Origin of the sequence: Serratia sp. ASV30 (genome assembly GCF_016428815.1) — a bacterium.
GTDB lineage: Bacteria > Pseudomonadota > Gammaproteobacteria > Enterobacterales > Enterobacteriaceae > Chania > Chania fonticola_C.
In genome coordinates, this window is sequence record NZ_JAELTL010000020.1 from 33460 (window position 1) to 57147 (window position 23688).

19 protein-coding genes are annotated in these 23688 nt (G+C 54.5%); 9 read left to right on the forward strand and 10 right to left on the reverse strand.

The genetic code is table 11. The annotated features are described in order from the left end of the window. Positions 1-86: 86 nt before the first annotated feature. Together JHD74_RS11275 and JHD74_RS11280 are read left to right on the forward strand one after the other, a co-directional pair. On the forward strand, positions 87-527 hold the full coding sequence (locus tag JHD74_RS11275) for a DUF1090 domain-containing protein (RefSeq protein ID WP_024528357.1): 441 nt from the start codon (positions 87-89) through the stop codon (positions 525-527). 83 nt (positions 528-610) lie between these two features. Continuing rightward, the gene (locus JHD74_RS11280; RefSeq protein WP_199062731.1) at positions 611-2779 is read left to right on the forward strand and encodes a fimbria/pilus outer membrane usher protein; all 2169 of its coding nucleotides are present in this window, start codon (positions 611-613) and stop codon (positions 2777-2779) included. Here the strand turns inward: JHD74_RS11280 and ruvX are convergent. The 6 genes from ruvX to JHD74_RS11310 all read right to left on the reverse strand — a co-directional run bounded on the left by ruvX (position 2742) and on the right by JHD74_RS11310 (position 6890). Further along, complete coding sequence (gene ruvX / locus JHD74_RS11285) at positions 2742-3164, reverse strand: Holliday junction resolvase RuvX (protein WP_021179674.1); 423 nt, start codon at positions 3162-3164, stop codon at positions 2742-2744. The two genes, JHD74_RS11280 and ruvX, sit on opposite strands and share 38 nt — an antisense overlap. After that, positions 3164-3727 carry a YqgE/AlgH family protein gene (locus JHD74_RS11290; RefSeq protein WP_024484035.1) on the reverse strand — a complete coding sequence of 188 codons (564 nt, stop codon included), beginning with the start codon at positions 3725-3727 and terminating at the stop codon, positions 3164-3166. The genes ruvX and JHD74_RS11290 overlap by 1 nt, the downstream gene beginning before the upstream one ends. Before the next feature lie 65 nt (positions 3728-3792). Further along, on the reverse strand, positions 3793-4743 hold the full coding sequence (gene gshB, locus JHD74_RS11295) for a glutathione synthase (RefSeq protein ID WP_024528355.1): 951 nt from the start codon (positions 4741-4743) through the stop codon (positions 3793-3795). Positions 4744-4776: 33 nt separating this feature from the next. Continuing rightward, positions 4777-5508, reverse strand: a complete 732-nt coding sequence (gene rsmE / locus JHD74_RS11300; protein ID WP_024528354.1) for a 16S rRNA (uracil(1498)-N(3))-methyltransferase — start codon at positions 5506-5508, stop codon at positions 4777-4779. A 68-nt stretch (positions 5509-5576) separates the two neighbouring features. After that, positions 5577-6275: a deoxyribonuclease I gene (endA, locus tag JHD74_RS11305; protein ID WP_024528353.1), complete on the reverse strand. Its 699-nt coding sequence runs from the start codon at positions 6273-6275 to the stop codon at positions 5577-5579. A gap of 114 nt (positions 6276-6389) precedes the next feature. Next, positions 6390-6890: a SprT family zinc-dependent metalloprotease gene (locus JHD74_RS11310; protein ID WP_021806282.1), complete on the reverse strand. Its 501-nt coding sequence runs from the start codon at positions 6888-6890 to the stop codon at positions 6390-6392. A gap of 365 nt (positions 6891-7255) precedes the next feature. Here JHD74_RS11310 and fumA point away from each other — a divergent pair, with 365 nt between their 5' ends. After that, complete coding sequence (gene fumA / locus JHD74_RS11315) at positions 7256-8902, forward strand: class I fumarate hydratase FumA (protein ID WP_024484031.1); 1647 nt, start codon at positions 7256-7258, stop codon at positions 8900-8902. Positions 8903-9062: 160 nt separating this feature from the next. Continuing rightward, positions 9063-9953 (forward strand): helix-turn-helix domain-containing protein, encoded by an 891-nt coding sequence (locus JHD74_RS11320; RefSeq protein WP_024528352.1) that lies wholly within the window; start codon positions 9063-9065, stop codon positions 9951-9953. A 54-nt stretch (positions 9954-10007) separates the two neighbouring features. Here the strand turns inward: JHD74_RS11320 and JHD74_RS11325 are convergent, their stop codons facing one another. From JHD74_RS11325 to JHD74_RS11335, 3 genes are all read right to left on the reverse strand, one after another. Next, positions 10008-11402 carry a sugar porter family MFS transporter gene (locus JHD74_RS11325; RefSeq protein ID WP_024528351.1) on the reverse strand — a complete coding sequence of 465 codons (1395 nt, stop codon included), beginning with the start codon at positions 11400-11402 and terminating at the stop codon, positions 10008-10010. 258 nt (positions 11403-11660) lie between these two features. Further along, positions 11661-12635: an XdhC family protein gene (locus JHD74_RS11330; protein WP_199062732.1), complete on the reverse strand. Its 975-nt coding sequence runs from the start codon at positions 12633-12635 to the stop codon at positions 11661-11663. Next, positions 12635-13216 (reverse strand): NTP transferase domain-containing protein, encoded by a 582-nt coding sequence (locus JHD74_RS11335; RefSeq protein ID WP_074029634.1) that lies wholly within the window; start codon positions 13214-13216, stop codon positions 12635-12637. Before JHD74_RS11335 ends, JHD74_RS11330 begins: the two co-directional genes overlap by 1 nt. 255 nt (positions 13217-13471) lie before the next feature. Between JHD74_RS11335 and JHD74_RS11340 the strand changes: the two genes are divergently transcribed. From JHD74_RS11340 to JHD74_RS11350, 3 genes are read left to right on the forward strand one after another with little or no spacing between them, the layout of a single operon-like run. Further along, positions 13472-16261, forward strand: coding sequence for a xanthine dehydrogenase family protein molybdopterin-binding subunit (locus tag JHD74_RS11340; protein WP_199062733.1), 2790 nt, complete (start codon positions 13472-13474; stop codon positions 16259-16261). Next, complete coding sequence (locus JHD74_RS11345; protein WP_065684544.1) at positions 16258-16809, forward strand: (2Fe-2S)-binding protein; 552 nt, start codon at positions 16258-16260, stop codon at positions 16807-16809. The genes JHD74_RS11340 and JHD74_RS11345 overlap by 4 nt, the downstream gene beginning before the upstream one ends. Further along, positions 16809-18050 carry a cytochrome c gene (locus tag JHD74_RS11350; RefSeq protein WP_024528346.1) on the forward strand — a complete coding sequence of 414 codons (1242 nt, stop codon included), beginning with the start codon at positions 16809-16811 and terminating at the stop codon, positions 18048-18050. Before JHD74_RS11345 ends, JHD74_RS11350 begins: the two co-directional genes overlap by 1 nt. Before the next feature lie 55 nt (positions 18051-18105). Here JHD74_RS11350 and JHD74_RS11355 read toward each other — a convergent pair whose 3' ends face one another. Continuing rightward, entirely contained in the window at positions 18106-19485 is a 1380-nt protein-coding gene (locus JHD74_RS11355; RefSeq protein WP_074029640.1) for an amino acid permease, read from the reverse strand. Positions 19486-20091: 606 nt separating this feature from the next. Between JHD74_RS11355 and pdhR the strand changes: the two genes are divergently transcribed. Both pdhR and aceE read left to right on the forward strand, forming a co-directional pair. Further along, entirely contained in the window at positions 20092-20856 is a 765-nt protein-coding gene (pdhR, locus tag JHD74_RS11360; RefSeq protein WP_199062734.1) for a pyruvate dehydrogenase complex transcriptional repressor PdhR, read from the forward strand. A gap of 165 nt (positions 20857-21021) precedes the next feature. Continuing rightward, the gene (gene aceE, locus JHD74_RS11365; RefSeq protein ID WP_024528344.1) at positions 21022-23685 is read left to right on the forward strand and encodes a pyruvate dehydrogenase (acetyl-transferring), homodimeric type; all 2664 of its coding nucleotides are present in this window, start codon (positions 21022-21024) and stop codon (positions 23683-23685) included. Positions 23686-23688 lie beyond the last annotated feature (3 nt).

Sequence of the window (23688 nt, forward strand, 5' to 3'; positions counted from 1 at the left end):
AAGGTAATCCGCTTCACCTTATTCTTTGCCGCACAGGAAGGGGGGCGTGGTGTTCCCCATGTGTAATGACGTTTAAGGATAACATTATGAAAAACATTACTAAATTAGCGGTTCTGCCACTGGTTCTGGTTCTGGGTGCTAGCTTCTCTACCATGGCTAATGCGGCTTATGACTGTAATGCCAAACGTGCTGCGATCGAATATCAGATCCAGCAGGCTGAGAAGTACGGTAACTACAACCGCGTAGCGGGTCTGAAGCGTGCTCTGAGCGAAGTGAATGCCCATTGCACCAACGGCAGCGTGCTGCAGGACGCGCAGAAGAAAGTTACCAAGCTGGAACAGAAACTGGCTGACAAGCAGCAAGACGTCCAGGAAATTAAAGCCGACCTGCGCGAAGCTCAGGCTAAAGGCGACGCCAAGAAAGTGGCTAAGTACGAGAAAAAACTGCAAGAAAAGCAGGCTGACGTAAAAGAAATCAAACAAGAGCTGAAACAGGCTCGTGCTGAACTGGCAGCGGCACAGAAATAAGCAGCCATGATTTGGTAATTAAGGGGCGCAGATGCGCCTCTTTTTGTGTTGGGTAAATATTGTGGTTAGCACTCAGGGAACGAATGAAACCCACTTTTCATATTGCCATTATGTCGTTAGGCCTGTTGGTTAACGGTGCCAGGGCTGAAATAAATAACGTCTATCTTATTATTAACGATAACTTTAAGGGCGAGGTGGCCGTTAATCTGGGGGAGGATGAGCAGCCGTGTATTAATGCCCCATTGCTACGTGAGTGGGGGATACGTGATGCTGCGATGGTGATGGAAACGACCCCTGAGGGCTGTATTCTGCCTGACGTATTGAATGCCCGAAAAATTGGGGTGTTCTTTGAGCCGATAGCACAATTGCTGACGGTAGATATCCCGGCTAGCTTACTGGGTGACAGCAAGCTAGCCGGCCGTTGGGATGATGGTATCAATGCGGCATTTGTTAACTACCAGTTTAATTATGGCCATTATGCGGGTGAAAACTACCGCACTGCGCAACGTCACGACAGCCTGTATGCCGATGTTACCGCTGGGGCCAATATCGGCCCTTGGCGACTGCGTTATCAACCTGTTTATCAGAAAGATACCTGGGGGGAGCCGACCTGGCATACTGAAAAGGCATTGGCCTATCGTGATATCAAAGCCTGGCGCGCCACACTGACCGTAGGCGACAGCGTAACGCCGTCAGCGTTATTCGACAACGTCCGCTTCCGTGGCATGAGCCTGGTGTCAGATAGCCGGATGCTACCGGATGGCCTGCGGCAATTTTCGCCCTGGGTCCGAGGTTTCGCCCGCAGCAATGCGGAAGTGAGAGTGCGGCAGAACGGTGAAGTGATCTACCAAACGTTTGTTTCCCCTGGTGCTTTTGTGTTGAAAGATGTCTATCCGCCCGCGATTGAGGGGGATCTTACCGTCACAATACGGGAAAGTGATAGCACTGAAACTGAACGAAAAATTCCTTACTCCTCCATGCCTAACCTGGTTTACGTTGGCCAATGGCGCTACGACGCCACGGTGGGTAAATACCAACCCTACTACGGCATGGAAGAGGATCAGCCGAGCTTTGCGCAGGCGTCACTTAGCTACGGGTTACCGGGAAAGGTTACGCTATATGGTGGTTTCCAAGGGGCCGATATTTATCGCAGCGCGGCGGTCGGGATTGGTAAGAGTCTTAACCACTGGGGGGCGATCTCGGCGGATTACACGTTTTCATCTGCCCGTCAGCCGAGGCGTTCAGCGCCGGACACTGGCGGCATGGCGCGTATGCGTTACGCCAAGGCTTTCCCTGCCTGGGAGTCTTCCCTCAGCCTGATGGCACAATACTATCCGCGGCAGCGCTATCGTACGTTTGGCACGGCGATAGATCAGCAGAGCACCTATTGGTGGGACTGGGAAGACGGCATTTTTGTCGGTGACTTTGACGAGGAAAAAAAGTATCGCCTGGAGGCGCGTTATAACCAGTATCTGTCCGATTCAGACAGCCTCTACCTGACGTTGGTTCGAGAGGCCACTCGGGGTAATCAAAGAGGCGAGACCAGCGTCGAGATGGGTTTCAGCTCCAGCCTGGGTAAGGTAGACGTTGCGCTGTATGCGGAATATAACCGCCCCTCGTATGGCAAAGAACAGGCCCAGTTGGGGCTATCTGTCTCGCTGCCGTTGAGTGCATTGGGTGTGCCACGTATGAAGCTGAACTACGATCATACGCTGGCTAACGATCGGACCGACAGCCGGCGGATAGGCGTCAGCGGAACCTTGCTTTCCGACTATAGCCTGAGCTACAACGCCAGCACCAGTCAGAGCCAGCGATACGGCAACAGCAAGGACGTGAGCGGCAATTATCAATATAACGCTGGCGAGGTGCGGGCCGGTTATTCTCAAGGCAAAGGGTATCGCCAGCAGAATATGGAACTCTCCGGTAGCCTGATGGCGCATCAGGAAGGGATCACGCTGGGGCAGACGTTAGGAGAGACTATAGCTATCGTCAGCGTGCCGGGTACGCCGGGGATCGGCGTCGATAATCAGTATGGTGTAACTACCGACTGGCGGGGCTATGCGTTGATAAGCAATCTGACACCGTACCGCATAAACAACCTCACGTTGGACAGCTTTGAGCTACCGGATACGCTTGAGTTGCCTGAATCTGAGCAGGATGTTGTGCCGACCGCTGGCGCGATCATGTTCAGCCGCTTCGCCCCGGCACGGAAAATCAGCCCGGATGTTGCTCAAACCAGCTTTCGAGAATAACCACGGCGGAGGCAGAATCGACGCTGCCTTTATCCAATGCGCGGAATCCCCCATGGTCAAACAGATTGGCCCGTGCCTCAACGGTGCTCAGGCGCTCATCATGCAGGGCAATCTGCACGCCAAAGCGGCCATGCAGCCGGTTGGCAAATTTACGCGCTCGTTCGGTCAGTGGCTGCTCGGTGCCGTCCATATTCAACGGTAAGCCAACCACCACCAGGTCTGGCTGCCATTCTTTCAGCAGGCGTTCGATCTTCTGCCAGTCAGGAACACCGTCCTGAGCTTTAAAGGCCGCCAGCGCCCGAGCGGTGCCGGTAATTTCCTGGCCGATAGCCGCGCCGATGCTTTTGGTGCCGAAGTCGAAGGCGATAATGGTGCGGTTAGTCATCAGGCGTGTCCTGCGTGGCTGGCAATGCTGCGAATATCGATGCCAAGGCGGTTGGCTGCTTCGCGCCAGCGGTTGGCGATCGGCGTGTGGAACAGAATGTCGGTGTCAGCCTCGGTCGTCAGCCAGGCATTCTCCAGTAGCTCTTGTTCCAACTGGCCCTTTTCCCAGCCCGCATAGCCAAGCGCCACCAGCACATCGGCGGGTTGATCTGGCGTGCCAAGCGTTTCCAGCACGTCTTTTGAGGTGGTGATCATGGTGGCCGGTGAGATTTGAATGCTGGAACCAAAGCCTTTGCGTGGGGTATGCAGAATAAAGCCGCGATCGTCAGCCAAGGGGCCGCCAGCAAAAACCGGCTTATCCAGGCTGATCGCCGGATCGCGCGGTGAAGGTTTGATGTCGAGTTTATCCAGCACCGTCTCCACGGTGAAATGTTCCACGGGCTTGTTGATCACTAATCCCATGGCTCCGTCGTCATTATGTTCGCAAACGTATATCACCGAACGTTTGAAGCGCGGATCTTGCATCGCGGGCATGGCAATCAGGAAATGGTGCTGTAAATTCATGGCGTTAATTCAATTGGGAAGTAAAATGCATGCCCTCTCCCAATGAGAGAGGGCGCGTCGTCTGCCTACTTCGCGGCCAGACGTTTTTCAATGGCGTCCATCAGCATGCCGGTGACGGAAACCGGGAATGCGGCTTCGATCTCACGGGCGCAGGTTGGGCTGGTGACGTTGATCTCGGTAAGGCGATCGCCGATCACGTCCAGGCCAACAAAGATCAGCCCTTTCTCTTTTAGCGTTGGAGCAACCGCGCGGGCAATTTTCCAGTCGCTTTCGCTCAGCGGGCGCGCTTCACCACGGCCACCGGCGGCCAGGTTACCACGGGTTTCGCCCTGGGCAGGGATACGCGCCAGGCAGTAAGGCACCGGTTCGCCATCCACCACCAGAATGCGTTTGTCCCCATCCTTGATGGCTGGCAGGAAGTTTTGCGCCATGCAGAAGCGGCTACCGTGCTCGGTCAGGGTTTCGATAATCACCGACAGGTTGGGGTCGTCCTGCTTCACGCGGAAGATCGAGGCTCCGCCCATGCCATCCAACGGCTTGAGGATGATGTCGCCGTGCTGCTGGTGGAATTTGCGGATATGAGCAGCGCTGCGGCTGACCAGGGTGTCTGGCGTCAGTTCCGGGAACCAGGCGGTGAACAGCTTTTCATTACAGTCACGCAGGCTCTGTGGCTTGTTGACCACCAGCGTGCCTTTCACTTCGGCCCGTTCCAGGATGTAGGTCGCATAGATGTATTCAGTGTCGAACGGCGGATCTTTGCGCATCAGGATCACGTCCAGATCCTGTAACGCCAGGTCCTGCTCGCTGCCAAAGCTGAACCAGCTCGCTTTGTCTTCTTTCACGTTCAGCAGGCGCGTGCGGGCACGGCCATCACCGGCATGCAGATAGAGATCGTTCATCTCCATATAATGTAGTTCCCAGCCGCGGCGCTGCGCTTCGAGCAGCATGGCAAAGCTGGTGTCTTTTTTGATATTGATGGATGCGATAGGGTCCATCACGATGCCGAGCTTGATCATCTCTTCTCCTTACGAACCTGTGAAGACAGGTCCTTAGCCCAGGTCGCCGAAACGAACCTGCAAAGCGGTAATTGCGGTGAGCGCGGTGGTTTCTGTACGCAAAACGCGTGGCCCCAGCAGGATATCAGTAAATCCATAGTCTGTGGTCATGGCAATTTCTTCGGCGGATAATCCGCCCTCCGGCCCAATCAGCAGACGTACGCTGACTACCGGCAACGGCAAGGTATTGATGCTTTGGCTGGCGCGTGGATGCAGGTTCAGCTTGAGGCTATCGTCCTGCTCGGCGCACCAGTGTTCCAGAGTCATCGCTGGGCGGATTTCCGGAATGCGGTTGCGGCCGCATTGCTCGCAGGCCGCGATGGCGATTTTTTGCCACTGCTGGAGCTTTTTCTCCAGGCGCTCACCGTCGAGTTTAACGCCGCAGCGCTCGGAAAATAGCGGAGTGATCACGTTCACCCCCAACTCAATGGATTTCTGGATGGTGAATTCCATCTTTTCGCCACGGGAGATCACCTGGCCAAGATGTAAGTTGAGGGGGGATTCGCGATCTTCCAGTTGCCCGGCGTTGATCTGAACCAGCACGTTCTTTTTATCCACCCGGGTGATTTCTGCCTCAAACACCTGGTTGCTGCCATCGAACAGTTGCAGTGCCTGCCCGGCGCTCATCCGCAGCACGCGGCCGACATGATTGGCGGCATCCTCGCTCAATGCAATTTCTGCACTGGCGCTCAAGGGCTCTGGATGGTAAATGCGGGGTTTACGCATAATGATTGTCAGATCCTGGCTCAATGAAACGGCGCTGCCGATGGGCAGCGCGAAAGCACTATAGTAGGTCAGCCTTTTTGCTGCTGACAAGCCTGTTGAATATAAGGGTTGTGATTCCCTTGTACTATGGCGATGCGTGCTTCACGTTGACATTCCCAGGCGCTGACCGGATACAGGCGGTTCCAGGCTTCAAACAGCTGGGTTTGCTGGCGTGAAAGCGGCAACTGGTAGCGATCGCGCATGTAGAAGTAGGTGCGGGCGATCGCACCTCGCGCACGGGCCGGTGGCTCGGCCTGCTTGTTTTTGAAGTCCACTTTCATTTGGCACTGTCCGTATTGCCCTTCGCCACCCCGCCACTGGCTGTACATAAAGTTATTACGGTCACCGTTTACTTCACCGATGGCGGGTTGCAGGTTGTGCAGATCGATCTCTATCTGGCGATAAACCGGATCCTTGTTGCAGTTTTTACGCCCACCCTGTTGCCAGCACTGCAACTGATGGCCGAACTGCCAGGCCGGAACCACATGTTCCCACTCGATGCGCCCGGCGCGTTGGGCATTTTTACGGACCTGATAGCCGCAGCTAGCGAGATCGGGAATACCTTTCTTACCTTGCCAGTCGATCTTGCAGCCACAATAAAAGCTGCCTGGGGCGTCCTGGTTGATTTTGGCGGCAGCAGCCTTGGCTTGGGTAAAGTTATTAATCCCCTTGGCTAGCGTGCCGCTGGAGGCCGTCAATACGACTAAAAATAAAATTTTGCGATGCATATTCCAAAACAGCTCAAAATTGGAAAGGCAGGCAGGGTAACGGAAGTCACCGACAGGTGCAAATAGAGATAATAGATTGTTTTAACTTATAAATATTATTGTTAACGGCTTTGGTTAACCGGAAAATGTCAGCTTTTCACCGCACTGGCGGCAGCGGTATTCGCTCTCGCCGCGCATCACCCGATTATGGCGGCGCAGGGTCAACTGATGCTGCTGGCAATCGCAGCGGTAGGGAAAGGTTTTGCTCTGTACCGAGCGGGTCTCAAACTGGTGGGTACGGCTGGCGGGAACCTGCAATACGTTTTCCATCATCCAGCGCCATTCCCGGCCATGCGGCGGCACGCGGCCAAACTGGCGGAAGACCAGCAGGTGAGCCAACTCATGGGGGACCACTTCGTCGATAAACGGTTGTTGGTTTTCCATCAGCAGCACTGGGTTGAGGCGGATTTCCCAGGCTTGCAGCCAGGCGGTGCCCGCGCTGGTACCGCGTTGCTGATACAGGATCTTGGGCTCTGGGAACTCGACGGCAAAATGCTGCCGCGCCAGCTGCAATTTGTCTCGCAGGCAGCGCATTACCGCCTGTTGCAGCGCAATGGGGATTCTTACTCTGTTCATAATGGCGCTAGCTTAAGCAATGATGCGGCGGCTGGCAACGGGAGCAGTAAGGAAATCGCTTCTGGGGGGGCAGCTATTTTCCCACAATGATAAGCCGATCGACTCACATCGATTGTAATCATTGTGTTAACTGCGGGATAATAATCCGTGCATGATGAGTCTGTACCCGCAGTTCTCACCGGATGAGGTCAGAAAAACATCGCCAGCGTTAAGTCCCTACGTTAATCCAGGTTATTTTGCGATTTGGCGCAATAACTGACTACCTAAAAATACGTAAGGTGTGGGGAGTTTTTTTGACGCAGCGCGCCCCGAGCACGCTGGGTAAGTGTGAATTTAACGCAGCTGATGTTGCAAGTGAGAGATCAATGTCGAATAAACCGTTCCATTATCAAGATCCGTTCCCGCTGAAGAAAGACGATACCGAATACTATCTGCTAAGCCGTGACCACGTTTCCGTCGGCGAATTTGCCGGCCAGGAAGTCCTCAAGGTTGACCCGCAAGCCCTGACCCTGCTCGCCCAGCACGCTTTCCACGACGCCTCGTTCATGTTGCGCCCTGCGCACCAGCAGCAGGTGGCGGATATCCTCAATGACCCCGATGCCAGTGAAAACGACAAGTACGTTGCGCTGCAATTTTTGCGTAACTCAGAAATCGCCGCCAAGGGTATTTTGCCAACCTGCCAGGATACCGGCACGGCGATCATCATGGGTAAAAAGGGCCAGCGAGTCTGGACCGGTGGCGGGGACGAAGAAGCCCTGTCGCGTGGGGTGTACAACACCTTTATCGAAGACAACCTGCGCTATTCGCAAAACGCCGCGCTGGATATGTACCAAGAGGTCAATACCGGCAGTAACCTGCCTGCGCAGATCGATCTCTACAGCGTAGATGGTGACGAGTATAAATTCCTGTGTATCGCCAAGGGCGGGGGTTCGGCCAACAAAACCTATCTGTATCAGGAAACCAAGGCGCTGCTGTCCCCAGGTAAGCTGAAAGACTATCTGGTCGACAAGATGCGTACTCTGGGCACCGCGGCCTGCCCACCGTACCACGTGGCCTTTGTAATTGGTGGCACTTCGGCGGAAGCCACGCTGAAGACCGTGAAGCTGGCTTCAACCAAATACTATGATGCGCTGCCAACCGAAGGCAACGAACATGGCCAGGCGTTCCGCGATGTGGCACTGGAAGAGGAACTGCTGAAAGAAGCCCAGAATTTGGGCCTGGGTGCACAGTTTGGCGGCAAATACTTTGCCCACGACGTGCGCGTAGTGCGTTTGCCACGCCACGGCGCTTCTTGCCCGGTGGGGATGGGGGTTTCCTGCTCCGCCGACCGTAATATCAAAGGCAAGATCAACCGTGAGGGGATCTGGCTGGAGAAACTGGAGCATAACCCAGGTAAATTTATTCCACAGGAACTGCGGCGCGCGGGTGAAGGGGAAGCGATCAAGGTGGACCTGAACCGCCCGATGGCCGATATTCTCAAGCAGCTGTCACAGTATCCGGTGTCTACCCGTCTTTCCCTGAGCGGCACCATCATCGTTGGGCGTGATATTGCCCATGCCAAGCTGAAAGAGCGTCTGGATCGTGGCGAAGGTTTACCGCAGTACGTGAAAGATCATCCGATCTACTACGCGGGCCCGGCCAAAACGCCAGAAGGCTATGCTTCAGGTTCTCTGGGGCCAACCACGGCAGGGCGCATGGACTCCTATGTCGATCTGTTGCAGTCACACGGCGGCAGCATGATCATGTTGGCCAAAGGTAACCGCAGCCAGCAGGTAACGGATGCCTGCCACAAGCACGGCGGCTTCTATCTTGGCAGCATTGGTGGCCCAGCGGCGGTGCTCGCACAGCAGAGCATCAAGAGCCTGGAGTGCGTGGAATATCCTGAACTGGGTATGGAAGCGATCTGGAAAATCGAAGTGGAAGATTTCCCGGCCTTTATTCTGGTGGACGACAAAGGGAATGATTTCTTCCAGAAGATCCAGGAATCTCAATGTACGCGCTGTGTGAAGTAATCTGAGCGATAGCCGCCCCTGGTGGGCGGCTTGTACTTTGAGTAACAAGCTGCGATGTTTGTGATGAATTCGTCAGCCTTTGTAAAATAGTGTCGTCGCTTTGGACGCTCTAAATAAATCTGTATACCATTGCCTTGGACAATTTTGGCTAGGAAAAGTAATGGTGACGCAGGAAACGCATATCAAAGAATTACTGGTCTGGATAGAAAACAACCTACGCAATCCACTTTCACTGGACATTGTTTGCGAAAAATCCGGCTACTCCAAATGGTATCTGCAGCGCATGTTCCGCCAACAGACCAACCTGCCACTTGCTGCTTATATCCGCGCCCGTCGCCTCTATCTGGCGGCCTTCTCGTTACGCTTTACGCAGAAAAGCATTCTGGATATTTCGTTGGAATATCAGTTCGATTCCCAACAGACATTCTCACGCTGTTTCAAAAAACATTTTGCCCAAACGCCCAGCAGCTATCGCAAGGCACGGAATTGTGATTTCAGCCATCTGGTGCAGTCGCTGTCGCTGAATCAACCTAGCGATATCTCTATTGATTATGTTGAGGTTCAACCAGACAGCTACTCGCTGGTCGGTCAGTATTATTCTTATCACATCGATATTGAACAGCTGGGCGAATCCCACGCGGCAATTCGTGATGGAATAAAGGATCGTTTTTGTGATGAGTTTAATTTAAATCCAGATAAACTTTATGCGCTAACCAATTTTACGCCGGATGGTGAACGGGTGAAGGTCGACTATTTTGTTGCGGTAGACAAAGCGATCGCCAAAGGTAAATCGTTGCTGGAACTACCGGAAATCAGCGGCGGTTATTGCCGCTTTCGCTATGCTGGCAAACCGGTGGCCCTTCACGAATATATTGCCAGCGTTTATACCAAACTACTGCCGCAGTTTAACCTGGTACGCCGGGAAGGGTACGATATCGCGCAGCATAGCTACTCGCTCGATGGTGACGAAGAGCTGTACCTGGAATATGAGTATCTCATCCCGATAGTGCCAGACAAAGCCTTCGCAGAGAAAACCAGTCCGCGCTCCTGATTGCCGTTGCGGATGTAAATACCGCCCGAAACGGGCGGTAATCAAAGACCACGATCAGTGTGAACCAATCTCCCGTAGCGGTTTTCCAGCCATCAAGTTTCGCTCGATATGTTCCAGAGAGATATTTTTGGTTTCAGGTATCAGGGCAATGGTAATGAAGATAAAGACCAGATTCAGCCCGGCATAGATCCAGAAGGTATGCGCGCTGCCCAGGCTGTTGAGCATCGTCAGGAAGGTGGCCCCCACGATCATGTTGGCGATCCAGTTTACCGCCGTTGAGCAGGTGATACCGAAATCACGGCCCTTAAGCGGTTGGATCTCCGAACACAATACCCAAATCAGCGGGCCGGCACTCATGGCAAAACCGACAATAAACATCAGCAACATCAGTATCGCGAAGTATTGAGCTGCAGGCGTATTCATGCCGATATTCATCATGGTACCCAATGTCCCCATGCCGATGGCCATCACCAGGAAGCCCAGCTTAAGCGTAGGTTTACGGCCCCAACGATCCACCAGGCCGATGGCAATAAAGGTTGCCAGCACGTTCACTAACCCGACGATCACCGTTCCCCACATTTGTTGCGCTGTACTGGCAAAACCGGCCAGATCGAAAATTTTCGGCGCGTAATACATAATGACATTCATGCCGGTGAACTGCTGCATAACCTGAAGCAATACGCCAAGATAGACCGCACGGCGGAAATTCTTGTTGTCTTTGAACAGTGCCCAACCGCTTTGCTTGATTTTCAGGCTTTCACGGATCTCATCCAGTTCGGCTTTCGCCTGTTCGGTCGTATCTCGCAGCATTTCCAGCACTTTCCTGGCTTCTGCATCACGGCCACGTGACGCTAACCAGCGAGGGCTGCGGGGCAGGAAGAACACGCCAACGAACAGCAACAAAGCCGGAAGGGTGATAATACCCAGCATCCAGCGCCATGAACCGCTGTAGCTGAAAGCCGTATCGGACAGATAAGCCCCCAGGATCCCTATCGTAATCATTAGCTGGTACATGGAAATCATGCTGCCGCGAATGCGTTCAGGCGCGATTTCAGAAAGGTACAGCGGGGCAGTGAAGGATGCGATGCCTACTGCCAGGCCGAGCAGAACGCGGGAAACCAGCAGCACATCATTGTTGGGGGCGAAAGCAGAGCAAAGCGAACCAATGACAAACAGCACGGCGCCAATCATCAGGCTGTATTTGCGCCCCAGCCGGTAAGAGAGCCAGCCACTGCCGACAGCGCCAACTGCTGCGCCGAACATCATTGAGCTCACCACCCATTCTTGTTGCTGGGAAGTGATTTGGAACTCATGAGCAATAAAAGGTAATGCTCCGGCGATCACGCCGATATCCAGTCCAAACAATAAGCCTGCCAGTGCTGCCAGAAAACAGACAAAGAAGGTCATTTGGGCATTCGATCTGCCTTTACTTGTTGAAGATGTACTCATAACGGCCTCGGTTAACCAGATAGATGATTTGTTAGTAGGCAATGTTATTGGTCTAGGTGATGATTTAACGTGCTATCGATCACATTTAGTGTAATCGGTTACACTTGGCGAGCTTATGGTTTGGCATTTAACGTCATGAATATGAGATGTTAAACCATGGTTTGAAATAGGGTTGGCAATTTTATATGCAAATCTGTGTAATCGCTTTCATTTTGACCGGCCAATGATTTTTCATAGCCGAAGGATCGCGTCAGGTATTCAAATGGGTTGGCGGAGTTGGTTCTTCTGCTGCACGATATCGGCCATCACGGCCAGCGCGATCTCCGCCGGGGTTTTACTGCCGAGCGGCAGGCCGATCGGCGCATGAATACGGCCGAGTTCCTGTGGGCTGAATTCGGCGATCTGTTGCAGCCGCTGGCGGCGGCGATCGCTGTTTCGTTGGGAGCCCATCGCACCGATGTAAAATGCTGGGGTGTGGATCGCCTCCATCAGGGTTAAGTCATCCATGCGTGGATCGTGGGTCAGCGCCACAATTGCGGTGTTGGCATGGCAACCGCCTTCCTCAATGAATTTGGCTGGGAACTGGCGCAGCAGGGTGATATGCGGTTTGAGCTGCGTAGCGAAGTTCTCCAGAGCTTCCGGGCGGTTTTCGCATACCAACACTTCAAAGCCGAGTGCGCTGGCAAAGTCGGCGCAATACAGCGCGACGCTGGAAAGCCCGGCAATCAGCAACCGAGGAGCGGCGGCGATGTGCAACTGGATCTCCTGTTGGTTGTGCACGACCTGGGTGGCGCTGGCAAAGCTGGTGGTTTCCAGCGCGCTACAGGCATTGGGCAACGTCAGGTGCTTGACCAGGGCATGATGGCCAGCCAAGGCCTCGGCGATATTACGCAAGTAGCTAATGCTGGCAGGGCCTGCGGGCAGATGCTCGATCAATACGTCCAGTACGCCACCGCAGGGCAGCGCCACGCTGGGGGTTAGCCCGCCAGCACCATAGCGGATCACCTGACTGGCGGCTTGATATTCCCCCTCAGCCAGACGGCGCAAAAAATCTTCTTCCACGCAGCCACCGGATAACGATCCACAATAGTGTCCGTCGCGGGTAGCCACCATCAACGCGCCAGGAGAACGTGGTGATGAGCCGTAAGTGTTCAATACGGTACACAGCCACACCGGCTGCTGTTCCAGCCAGTTGATTGCCTGGCCGACTACGGTGATATCAAGGTGTTGCATTAATTAATGGACTCATTCGCTACTAGCTGGGAAGGGAGATCGATATCTTGCACGATGCCCGGTTGGTCGAGATGGAGTAGGTAAACCTCCCCGTGACTGCGTAGCAGCTCTCGCGCACCATTATCGCCATGCAATGCACACAGTTGTTTGCGCAAAATGGCGGTGAACCCCACTGGATGGCCGGGTTGGTGCTGGAAACTGGGGCGAACGATGTTGTGTTGGCTCAGCGCTGCTGCTACCTGCACAAAGATCTGCGGCGAGACAAAAGGCATATCCGCTAAATGGATCAGCCAGCCGTCCCAGTTTGCGGTTGCGGCAACGCCAGCGGCAATAGATTCACCCAGCCCACCGCTGGCCAGTACGGTGCAGGGAACCTGATGTGCGGCACAAACCTGTTGCACCGGCAGGTTTTCTGGCCGGGTGACGACCTGCACCGGTAAACCGGAGGCTAGCGCCTGTTGCAGCGTATGTGCGAACACCGTCTTGCCCTGCAATAGAGCGTTAAGCTTGTTGCCACTGCCACCGGCCTGAATAAAACGCTCACCCCGCCCGGCGGCGGTAATCACGATACCTGTTGTCATCTCTTTTGCCCGCGTTTGCGCAAATCAGCCACACTATAGATGCATTACATGTTTCCAAGTGTTTCATTTTATGAAAACAAAATGTTAATACTCACATAATTTTGGTTATAAGCTTATGATTATAACGTCTTCGGCAAGGTTACCAGCGGTTGCGCAACAAAACCGATAAAAAACGACTTACCTCCAGCCTTTGGGTTAAGGCACCAATGCCTGCATCTGGACGCTAGGGGTAGATAAGAACGTAAAGGATATTTTATGAGCAATTTCAACCCGTCACGACGCCGTTTTATCAAGGGTGCCGTGATAGCGGGGGTGTCAGTCTACCTCGCGCCTCTTTACAGCCGCGCCTATGCCGCGCTGTTTGAGCAGAAGATCCTGCAATCGCCCAACTGGGATGCGCAGACTAAACGCATTCGCTACCGTATCGATGGCCGCTCCAAGGTCATGGGCCAGAAAGTGTTTGCCCGCGATATTCGTGCCGTTGATATGCCACACTGGCCGCAGCAGCAGGCTCATGCCTTTATTCTGCGCGCCACTAAAGCCGATCGTCTGTTTACCGGTATCGATCTCTCCCTGCTGGGTAACGATCTGCAACCGGATCGGATAGTGACGGCGGAAGATCTTGAGCGTGATGGTTTGGCCTTCCCGGCGTTTTATGGCGATGACATGCTGCTGCCCACGGGGAAAACCCCAGCCTATCTCGGCCATGCGGTGGCAATCCTGATCTATCATGATTTTGCTCGTTTCCGCTTTGCCAAAGACAAGCTGAAATTCCATGACGAAGTGATCCAGTATGGTACTGAAACCGGCCCGTTACAGCGCGATCCATGGGGCAGCTTCCGCTACGTGCGCGTCGGGGGTGAAAAGCCATTCGATGACGATCGCTTCTCCAGCCTGAAAGATACTCCTATCTTCCCACTTTCGATGCGCAGACATCTGCCGGTGTGGCCGGAAGGGCGTGAGGGCGGCAAGCTGGATCAGGAAGGCATGTATTACGCCGGGATGATTGCCGACCAACTGCAAACCCCACCGCAGGACTGGTTGGTAATGTCACGCCGTTATACCACGCAATCCGTTGATACTTCGGCCCTGGAGCCGGACAACGCCAATGGCTGGTTTGATACCGCCAGCCAGACCCTGCATCTGGTGATCCCGACCCAGTCCCCGCAGGAGGTAGCGGACGAAATGCCACGTATGTTGGCCAAACGTCATCAGCCGGTTAAACAGCTAATCCTGCACCCGTGCTATACCGTGGGCTACGGCTCGAAAGATCACTATAACTTCCCGTATTACGGTGCGGTTGCCGCGCTGTACGGTGACGGGCTACCGGTGCGGCTGGCTAATGACCGCTATGAGCAATTCCAGACCTCGATCAAACGCCATGCCTTCGATATGGATTACCGCATTGCGGTAGACAAACAGACCGGCGTATTGCAGGCCTTCCAAGGGGCAATGACCGCCGACGGTGGTGGGCGCTGTAACTTTACACCATCGGTAGTGATGGTGGGTGCTACGGCGGCACAGTCGATTTACTACTTCCCGAAAAGCGATCTTTCCTCGGTCGGGCTGGCCTCTCGTGCCATCGATGCGGGTTCCGCACGCGGTTATGGCACGTTGCAAAGCATGGCCGCCACCGAGATGATGATGGACGAATTGGCACAGGAGCTGAAGCTCGATCCGATCGAGTTTCGTTTGCGCAACGTGCTTAAGTCCGGCATGAAAAATACCCAGGGGGCGATCCCGGCAGGGGCTATTCGCGCCGATGAAGTGCTGGTGAAAGCCTCACAGCATGAGATGTGGCGTAAACGAGCCGAGCGTAAGGTGGAGTTTGAGAGTAAGAATCCCGGCAAACGCTATGGCGTAGGCTTTGGCTGCGTGCAGAAAGACTTTGGCACCGGGGCTGAAACCTCCTTTGCTCGCGTGGAGTTCAGCGAGGACGGGCGTATCTCGCTGTATCACAGCGGGGCCGAAATGGGCACCGGCATGTCAACGTCGCAGTCGGTGCTATGTGCACAATGGCTGGGGAAACCGGCAGATGAGGCTCATTTCTCGGTGACCGATTGGTCCCTGTTGCCGATGGTGACCAGCGGCGATCCCTACACGATGTCGCAGGATGAGCAGGACAAGCTGCAAACCAACCCGAACTGGACGCCAAGCTACTGTTCTCCTTCCAGCGCCAGCAATTCCGCTTACTATTTCTCGCACAGCACGCGTGAAGCGGCCCGGCTGGTGTTTGAACAGGGGCTGTGGCCTGCCGCGCTGTCTATCTGGCAGTCGGGTATTGGTGGTGGCCAGGCGGCACCGCTGGTGGTGCGTAAAGAAGATGCTCGCTGGGTGGAAGGTGGCCTGACGGCAGCCGGTATGCAGATATTGCCGTTTGAGCTGTTGGCGAAGAAAGCCTATCAGATGGGCAACCTGACCGGCGCGGTGGTGCATGTCTTCAACCGCTGGCAGTGGGCGGAAGCAGACTTCAAGCTGAATAATCACAGCGAGCGCCTGCCTGTCGACGGCTTGTCGATACGTACTGGCCACGGCGAATTTAGCGCTCTGGAACGTGAGCAGGTTTATTACCCGCCGACACAACGCAATAACGCCGCTGTGACCTATTACAGCGCCGTGGGTACGCTGACGGAAATAGCGGTGGATATCGCCACCGGCAAGGTCGAACTGCTGAATCATCATTCGATCATGGAGTGTGGCAACCTGATCGTGCCTGAGCTGGTTTCTGGCCAGTTGCAGGGCGGTTTGGCGATGGGGATCGGCCATGCGCTGCATGAGTATTTACCGCTGTACGAAGATGGGCCGGGTAACGGCACCTGGAATTTCAACCGTTACCATTTGCCGCGCGCCAGCGATGTGGCGGTCTGGAAACAGACCGGTGACATCCTGCCTGCGTTGTCGGAAACCGATCCGCCGAAAGGAATGGCGGAAGTTGTCATGATCCCAGTGGTCGCCGCATTGGTTAACGCCATTGCCCATGCCACCGGTCATCGTTTCCGTGATTTGCCTGTCCGTGCCGAAAATATTCTTGAGGTGTTACCATGAGCATTAAAACCCAACCCATTACCCTGACCATTAACGGCAAACAATATGGCCCCATCGAGGTACCGGAAGGGCTGATGATGATCGATTTTCTGCATGAATATCTCGATCTGACTGGCTCACGTCTCGGCTGCGGGCAGGGTATTTGCCACGCCTGCGTGGCGATCCTCGACCATCCAAGCGGCACCAGCGAAGAAATCCGTACCTGTATCACCGGTGCTCACTTTTTCAATGGCAAACAGGTACGCACCATCGAAGGCGTTGCGCAGGTGGATAATCAGGGCGAAGTGGTTGAACTCTCGCCGATCCAGCAGTCGTTCCTCGATCACTACAGCTTCCAGTGTGGCTATTGCACGCCGGGCTTTGTCAATGCGGCCACCATCTTTGTCGAGAAGCTCAAGCGTGAGCCAATCCTGCGTGACCAGTTGGAAGGCGCGATTGAGCAGGCGTTGGAAAACCATATCTGCCGTTGTACCGGCTATGTCCGTTATTACGAGGCAGTGCGTGACGTGGTGTTGAAAACCCCTGGCCTGCTGAAGGAGACGGCGTAATGAAAAAACGTCTCGCATTGTTGATTGTGCTGATTGCGGCGATTGTCATCGCCGTACTCTGGTGGCGGGAAAACCGTAGCTACGACGGACCAGTCCAGCAGGTTACCGCCAGCAGCGAACAGATTGCCCGTGGGCGTTACCTGACGCAGGCTGCCGACTGCGCCGCCTGCCATACCGCCGCTGGTGGGGCACCGCTGGCTGGAGGTTATCCGCTGGATACCCCGTTCGGTACCATTTATGGCAGCAACCTGACCCCTTCCGCCGACCAGGGTATTGGTCGCTGGACCAAGGATGATTTCTTCCTGGCGTTGACGCAGGGGGTGGCTCCGGGTGGTCGCCATCTGTACCCGGCGATGCCTTATACCTCCTACAAAGGCATTTCGCGTGAGGATGCGGATGCTATTTATGCCTATCTAATGTCGCGCCCGGCGGTGGATGTGGCCATTCCAGCCAACGATATGCCATTCCCGTTCAACCAGCGGATGGCGTTGATCGGTTGGAATTTGCTGTTCCGCAACAGCGATCCGTTACCGGCCAGCTCGCAGGGGAACTCCGCCGAATGGCAGCGTGGCCGTTACCTGTCTGACGTGCTTGGCCACTGTGGTGAATGCCATACGCCACGGGGCATGCTGGGGCAGATGGAACTGAGCAAGCCGATGCAGGGCGGCGATCTGGGGCGGTTTATCGCACCGGATATCACGCCACAGGCTTTGGCTCAGCGTGGCTGGACACCAGAGGATCTAAGCCGTTTCCTCAGCACCGGGTTAGCGCCGCAGGGCTCAGCGTTTAGCGAAATGCACATGGTCGTCGATCTCAGCACTCGTCATTTGACGCCGGAAGATCATCGGGCGTTGGTGACCTACCTGATGGGCGACAAGCCACCACAGCCGGTTGCCGCTAAAATCGGGCAGGGCAGCGATGCCGGGCGTATCACCTATCTCGATCAGTGTTCCGCCTGCCATGAGCGTGATGGTGCAGGTATACCGCATGTTGCAGTAGCGATGCGTGATAACGCCACGCTGCGCCAACCAGACGGCAAGAACCTGATCGTTTCGGTGCTGGACGGGCTACCAGCGCAGCAGTTCCCCGGCAACGAAAGTATGCAGAGCATGCCGGGCTTTGCCGATCGTCTGGATGATGCGCAAATTGCTGAGCTGGTGAATTACCTGCGTGTCACTTGGGGTGGGCTGCCAGCGGATATCACCGCCGAGCAGGTGAAGGCTCTGCGCAACGCCCATTAATAGTGAAGAAAAACAATAGGCCCGCATGCGGGCCTATTGATCGTCAACAACGATATCAGTGGGTATTGGTCGCGCTTACAGCACGCTGGCCGCGCTGCTTGATGAAGTAACCGATGCCGAGAATAGCGAGCCATACCGGGATCAGCAGCACGGAAATCTGGATCCCCGGTGTCAGATACATAATCACCAGAATAGCGGCCAAAAAGGCCAGGCACAGATAATTACTGAACGGATACCAGAAGGCCTTGAACTTCGGCTCGACGCCTTCTTGGTTTTTCGCCTTGCGGAATTTCAGGTGTGCCAGGCTGATCATCGCCCAGTTGATCACCAGGGCAGACACTACCAGCGCCATCAGCAGCTCAAAGGCACGGCCTGGGATCAGGTAGTTAATCAGCACGCACAGTGCGGTTGCCAACGCAGAGAAACCGATGGCAACTACCGGCACACCGCGGCTATCCACTTTCAGCAGGGCTTTCGGGCCATTACCTTGTTTGGCCAGGCCGTACAGCATGCGGCTGTTGCAATAGACGCAGCTGTTGTAGACCGACAGCGCAGCCGTCAGCACCACGATATTGAGCACCGTTGCGACCATATTGCTGTTCAGCGCATGGAAGATCAGCACGAACGGGCTGCCGCCTTCGACCACTTTGCCCCACGGATAGAGTGACAGCAGAATAGTCAGCGAACCGATATAGAACAGCAGGATGCGGTAGATCACCTGGTTGGTGGCTTTTGGGATACTTTTTTCCGGGTTATCGGCTTCGGCGGCGGTAATGCCCACCAGCTCCAATCCACCGAAGGAGAACATGATCACCGCCATCGCCATGAGCAGCCCCATGGTGCCGTTCGGGAAGAACCCGCCCTGGGCCCACAGGTTGGTGACGCTGGCTTCCGGGCCGCCGAGGCCGCTGAACAGCAGGTAGGCCCCAAAGGCGATCATGCCGATGATGGCGACTACTTTGATGATGGCGAACCAGAACTCCATTTCACCATAGACCTTCACACTCGACAGGTTGATGGCGTTGATGGCCAGGAAGAACACGGCAGCGGAGATCCAGGTTGGGATCTCCGGCCACCAGTACTGCACGTAAATGCCCACCGCGGTCAGTTCCGCCATGGCAACCAGTACGTACAGCACCCAGTAGTTCCAGCCGGACGCGAAACCGGCGAAGTTCCCCCAGTATTTATAGGCGAAGTGGCTAAACGATCCGGCCACCGGCTCTTCAACCACCATTTCACCCAGTTGACGCATGATCAGGAAGGCAATAAAACCGCCAATTGCATAACCAAGGATGACCGACGGACCGGCCATTTTTATTGTTTGAGCGATACCGAGGAACAGGCCGGTACCTATTGCGCCACCTAAGGCGATCAGCTGGATATGGCGGTTTTTCAGGCCGCGCTTTAGCTGGTCGCCATGCTGTTGACCATCCATCAATGAAACCCTCTGTGCTGACATAATGCTCATTACCGTAAAGTAATGATTACGATGTGTGTTGTTTTTTGTTTACGACGTTATAGCTATAAATTCTACGGTGTCGCTACCGTTTGGCAGAGAATAATGGTATGTGCGAAAGTTTGCACCTGCTTTGTTGTTCGAATGATGAAGATTGCAGCAGTTTAGGCAACAAAATGCGGGTTGTGTGACGAGCGGGGGGATTGCGTGCACGAAATAAGCAATAACTCACAGAATTGGCAAAAATAATCGCCATTGTTGTTGTTTTTTTGTTAACGGGGAGGGGCTGGGGAAGCGGTTGTAAAGCGAAAATAACCCTTAATCTCCTTGCCATATAACCCCGGCATTCTTCTAACCAGAGGTTTCACAAAAGTTAAATTTGGCGACTACCTCGTAAATGGTATTACCAACGCTAGGTTGCCGGTTTGCAAAGGCTTATGGATTGAAGTGTTAAAATGTGCGGCATTCATGATTTCGATCAAGGCCCATATGGACAGGAGGTGAATACTTTGTTACTTTACCGTCACGTTTTTGAAATTGGTATTACCAATTGACTCCGGGCACTTCGCAGAGAAGAAATCACCCATGGCCTACAGCAAAATCCGCCAACCCAAGTTGTCAGATGTTATCGAGCAGCAGCTCGAATACCTGATCCTCGAGGGTACGCTACGTCCAGGCGAAAAGCTGCCTCCAGAGCGCGAGCTGGCGAAACAGTTTGATGTTTCCCGTCCTTCTCTGAGAGAGGCAATTCAGCGTCTGGAAGCTAAAGGGCTGCTCCTGCGTCGCCAGGGAGGCGGCACCTTTGTACAAACTAATCTGTGGCAGAGCTTCAGCGATCCGCTGGCTGAACTGCTGGCCGATCATCCGGAATCACAATTCGACCTGCTCGAAACCCGTCATGCCCTCGAAGGTATCGCTGCCTATTATGCGGCGTTGCGTGGGACTGACGAAGATCTGGCGCGCATCCGCGACTGCCATCATGTGATCCAGCAAGCTCAGGACAGTGGCGATCTAGACGCCGAAGCCGACGCGGTCATGCAATACCAAATTGCCGTGACCGAGGCTGCCCACAACGTTGTGTTACTCCATCTGCTGCGCTGTATGGGCCCGATGCTGGAACAGAACGTTCGTCAGAACTTTGAATTGCTCTACTCGCGCCGTGAGATGTTGGCAACAGTGAGTAGCCATCGCGCCGGGATCTTTGAGGCGATTGTGGCACGCGAACCTGAAAAGGCCCGTGAAGCCTCGCACCGCCATTTGGCGTTTATCGAGGAAATTTTGCTGGATCTCAGCAGGGAAAACACCCGGCGTGATCGATCGCTGCGGCGTCTCCAGCAACGCAAGGATTAAGAGTGGTTCTCTTCAAGGCACACCAGCTTGTAGAGATAAAGCTCGGAGTGCTTAGTTAAGTACTTAAGCGGCAACCAAACTGATGAGCCTGTCTTCGTGCGTTTTATGACAGAACGCACGAAGACAGGCTCCAAACAAACCATTAGACAGATAAGGAATACCACCATGTCAGAACGTTTAAACAATGACGTGGATCCGATCGAAACCCGCGACTGGCTGCAGGCGATCGAATCGGTCATCCGTGAAGAGGGTGTTGAACGCGCTCAGTTCCTGATTGATCAGGTGCTGGGAGAAGCCCGCAAGGGCGGTGTTAGCGTTGCAGCTGGTGCTGCGGCTAACAACTACGTCAACACCATCGCGGTAGAAGACGAACCGGCATACCCGGGCAACCTGGATCTGGAGCGTCGTATTCGTTCTGCTATCCGTTGGAACGCCGTGATGACCGTGTTGCGTGCTTCCAAGAAAGATCTGGATCTGGGCGGCCACATGGCTTCCTTCCAATCTTCTGCGACCTTCTATGAAGTCTGCTTTAACCACTTCTTCCGTGCTCGCAACGAGAAAGACGGCGGCGATCTGGTTTACTTCCAGGGCCACATCTCTCCGGGCGTTTATGCACGTGCCTTCCTTGAAGGCCGCCTGACCGAAGATCAAATGAACAACTTCCGTCAGGAAGTGCACGGTAAAGGCCTGTCCTCTTACCCGCATCCAAAACTGATGCCTGAATTCTGGCAGTTCCCGACCGTCTCCATGGGTCTGGGCCCAATCAGCGCCATCTATCAGGCCAAGTTCCTCAAGTATCTGGAACACCGTGGTCTGAAAGACACCTCTGGCCAGACCGTTTATGCCTTCCTGGGCGACGGCGAGATGGACGAACCAGAATCCAAAGGTGCGATCACCATCGCAACCCGTGAGAAGCTGGACAACCTGGTATTTGTCATCAACTGCAACCTGCAGCGTCTGGATGGCCCGGTCACCGGTAACGGCAAGATCATCAACGAGCTGGAAGGCATCTTCGCAGGTGCTGGCTGGCAGGTGCTGAAAGTGATCTGGGGCGGTCGTTGGGATGAACTGCTGCGTAAAGATACCAGCGGCAAGCTGATCCAACTGATGAACGAAACCCTGGACGGCGACTACCAGACCTTCAAATCCAAAGACGGCGCTTACGTGCGTGAGCACTTCTTCGGCCGCTTCCCAGAAACCGCCGCGCTGGTCAAAGATATGACCGACGACGAAATCTGGGCGCTGAACCGTGGTGGTCACGATCCGAAGAAAGTCTTTGCTGCACTGAAAAAAGCGCAGGATACCCAAGGCAAACCAACCGTGATCCTGGCCCATACCATCAAAGGTTACGGCATGGGTGAAACTGCGGAAGGTAAAAACATCGCTCACCAGGTGAAGAAAATGAACATGGAAGGGGTTCACCACTTCCGCGATCGTTTCAACGTGCCAGTGGCCGATGCCGATATCGAAAAACTGCCATACATCACCTTCGAGAAAGAGTCCGAAGAGTACAAGTATCTGCACGAACGCCGTCAGGCGCTGCAAGGCTATGTACCGACTCGTCTGCCGAACTTCACCGAGAAGCTGGAAATGCCAGCTCTGGAAGATTTCAGCTCACTGCTGGAAGAGCAGAACAAAGAAATTTCTACCACCATCGCCTTTGTGCGTGCCCTGAACGTGATGTTGAAGAACAAGTCGATCAAAGATCGCCTGGTGCCAATCATCGCCGACGAAGCGCGTACCTTCGGTATGGAAGGTCTGTTCCGTCAGATCGGTATCTACAGCCCGAACGGCCAGCAATACACCCCGCAGGACCGTGAGCAGGTTGCATACTATAAAGAAGACGAGAAAGGCCAGATCCTGCAGGAAGGTATCAACGAACTGGGCGCAGCCTCTTCCTGGTTGGCCGCAGCGACTTCCTACAGCACCAACGATCTGCCAATGATCCCGTTCTACATCTACTACTCCATGTTCGGTTTCCAACGTATCGGCGACCTGTGCTGGGCAGCGGGTGACCAACAGGCGCGTGGCTTCCTGATCGGCGGGACTTCAGGGCGTACTACCCTGAACGGCGAAGGTCTGCAGCACGAAGATGGCCACAGCCACATTCAGTCTCTGACCATCCCTAACTGCATCTCTTACGATCCGGCTTACGCGTATGAAGTCGCGGTGATCATGCATGACGGCCTGGTGCGTATGTACGGTGACGCGCAAGAAAACGTCTACTACTACCTGACCACGCTGAACGAAAACTACCACATGCCAGCCATGCCACAGGGCGCAGAAGAGGGTATCCGTAAAGGTATCTACAAGCTGGAAACTCTGGAAGGTAGCAAAGGTAAAGTACAGCTGTTGGGCTCCGGTGCGATCCTGCGTCATGTGCGTGAAGCTGCGCAGATCCTGGCGAAAGACTACGGCGTGGGTTCTGACACCTACAGCGTAACTTCCTTCACCGAACTGGCGCGTGATGGTCAGGACTGTGAGCGTTGGAACATGCTGCACCCAACCGAAACCCCACGTGTGCCTTACATCGCTCAGGTGATGAACGAGGCGCCAGCGGTAGCGTCTACCGACTACATGAAGCTGTTCGCAGAGCAGGTTCGTACTTTCGTACCAGCCAGCGATTATCGCGTACTGGGTACTGACGGCTTCGGTCGTTCAGACAGCCGCGAAAACCTGCGTCACCACTTCGAAGTTGATGCTTCCTACGTGGTGGTTGCTGCTCTGGGTGAACTGGCTAAACGCGGTGAAATTGAAGCTTCTGTGGTCGCTGATGCGATTAAGAAATTCGACATCAACCCAGAAAAAGTTAACCCGCGTCTGGCATAAGAG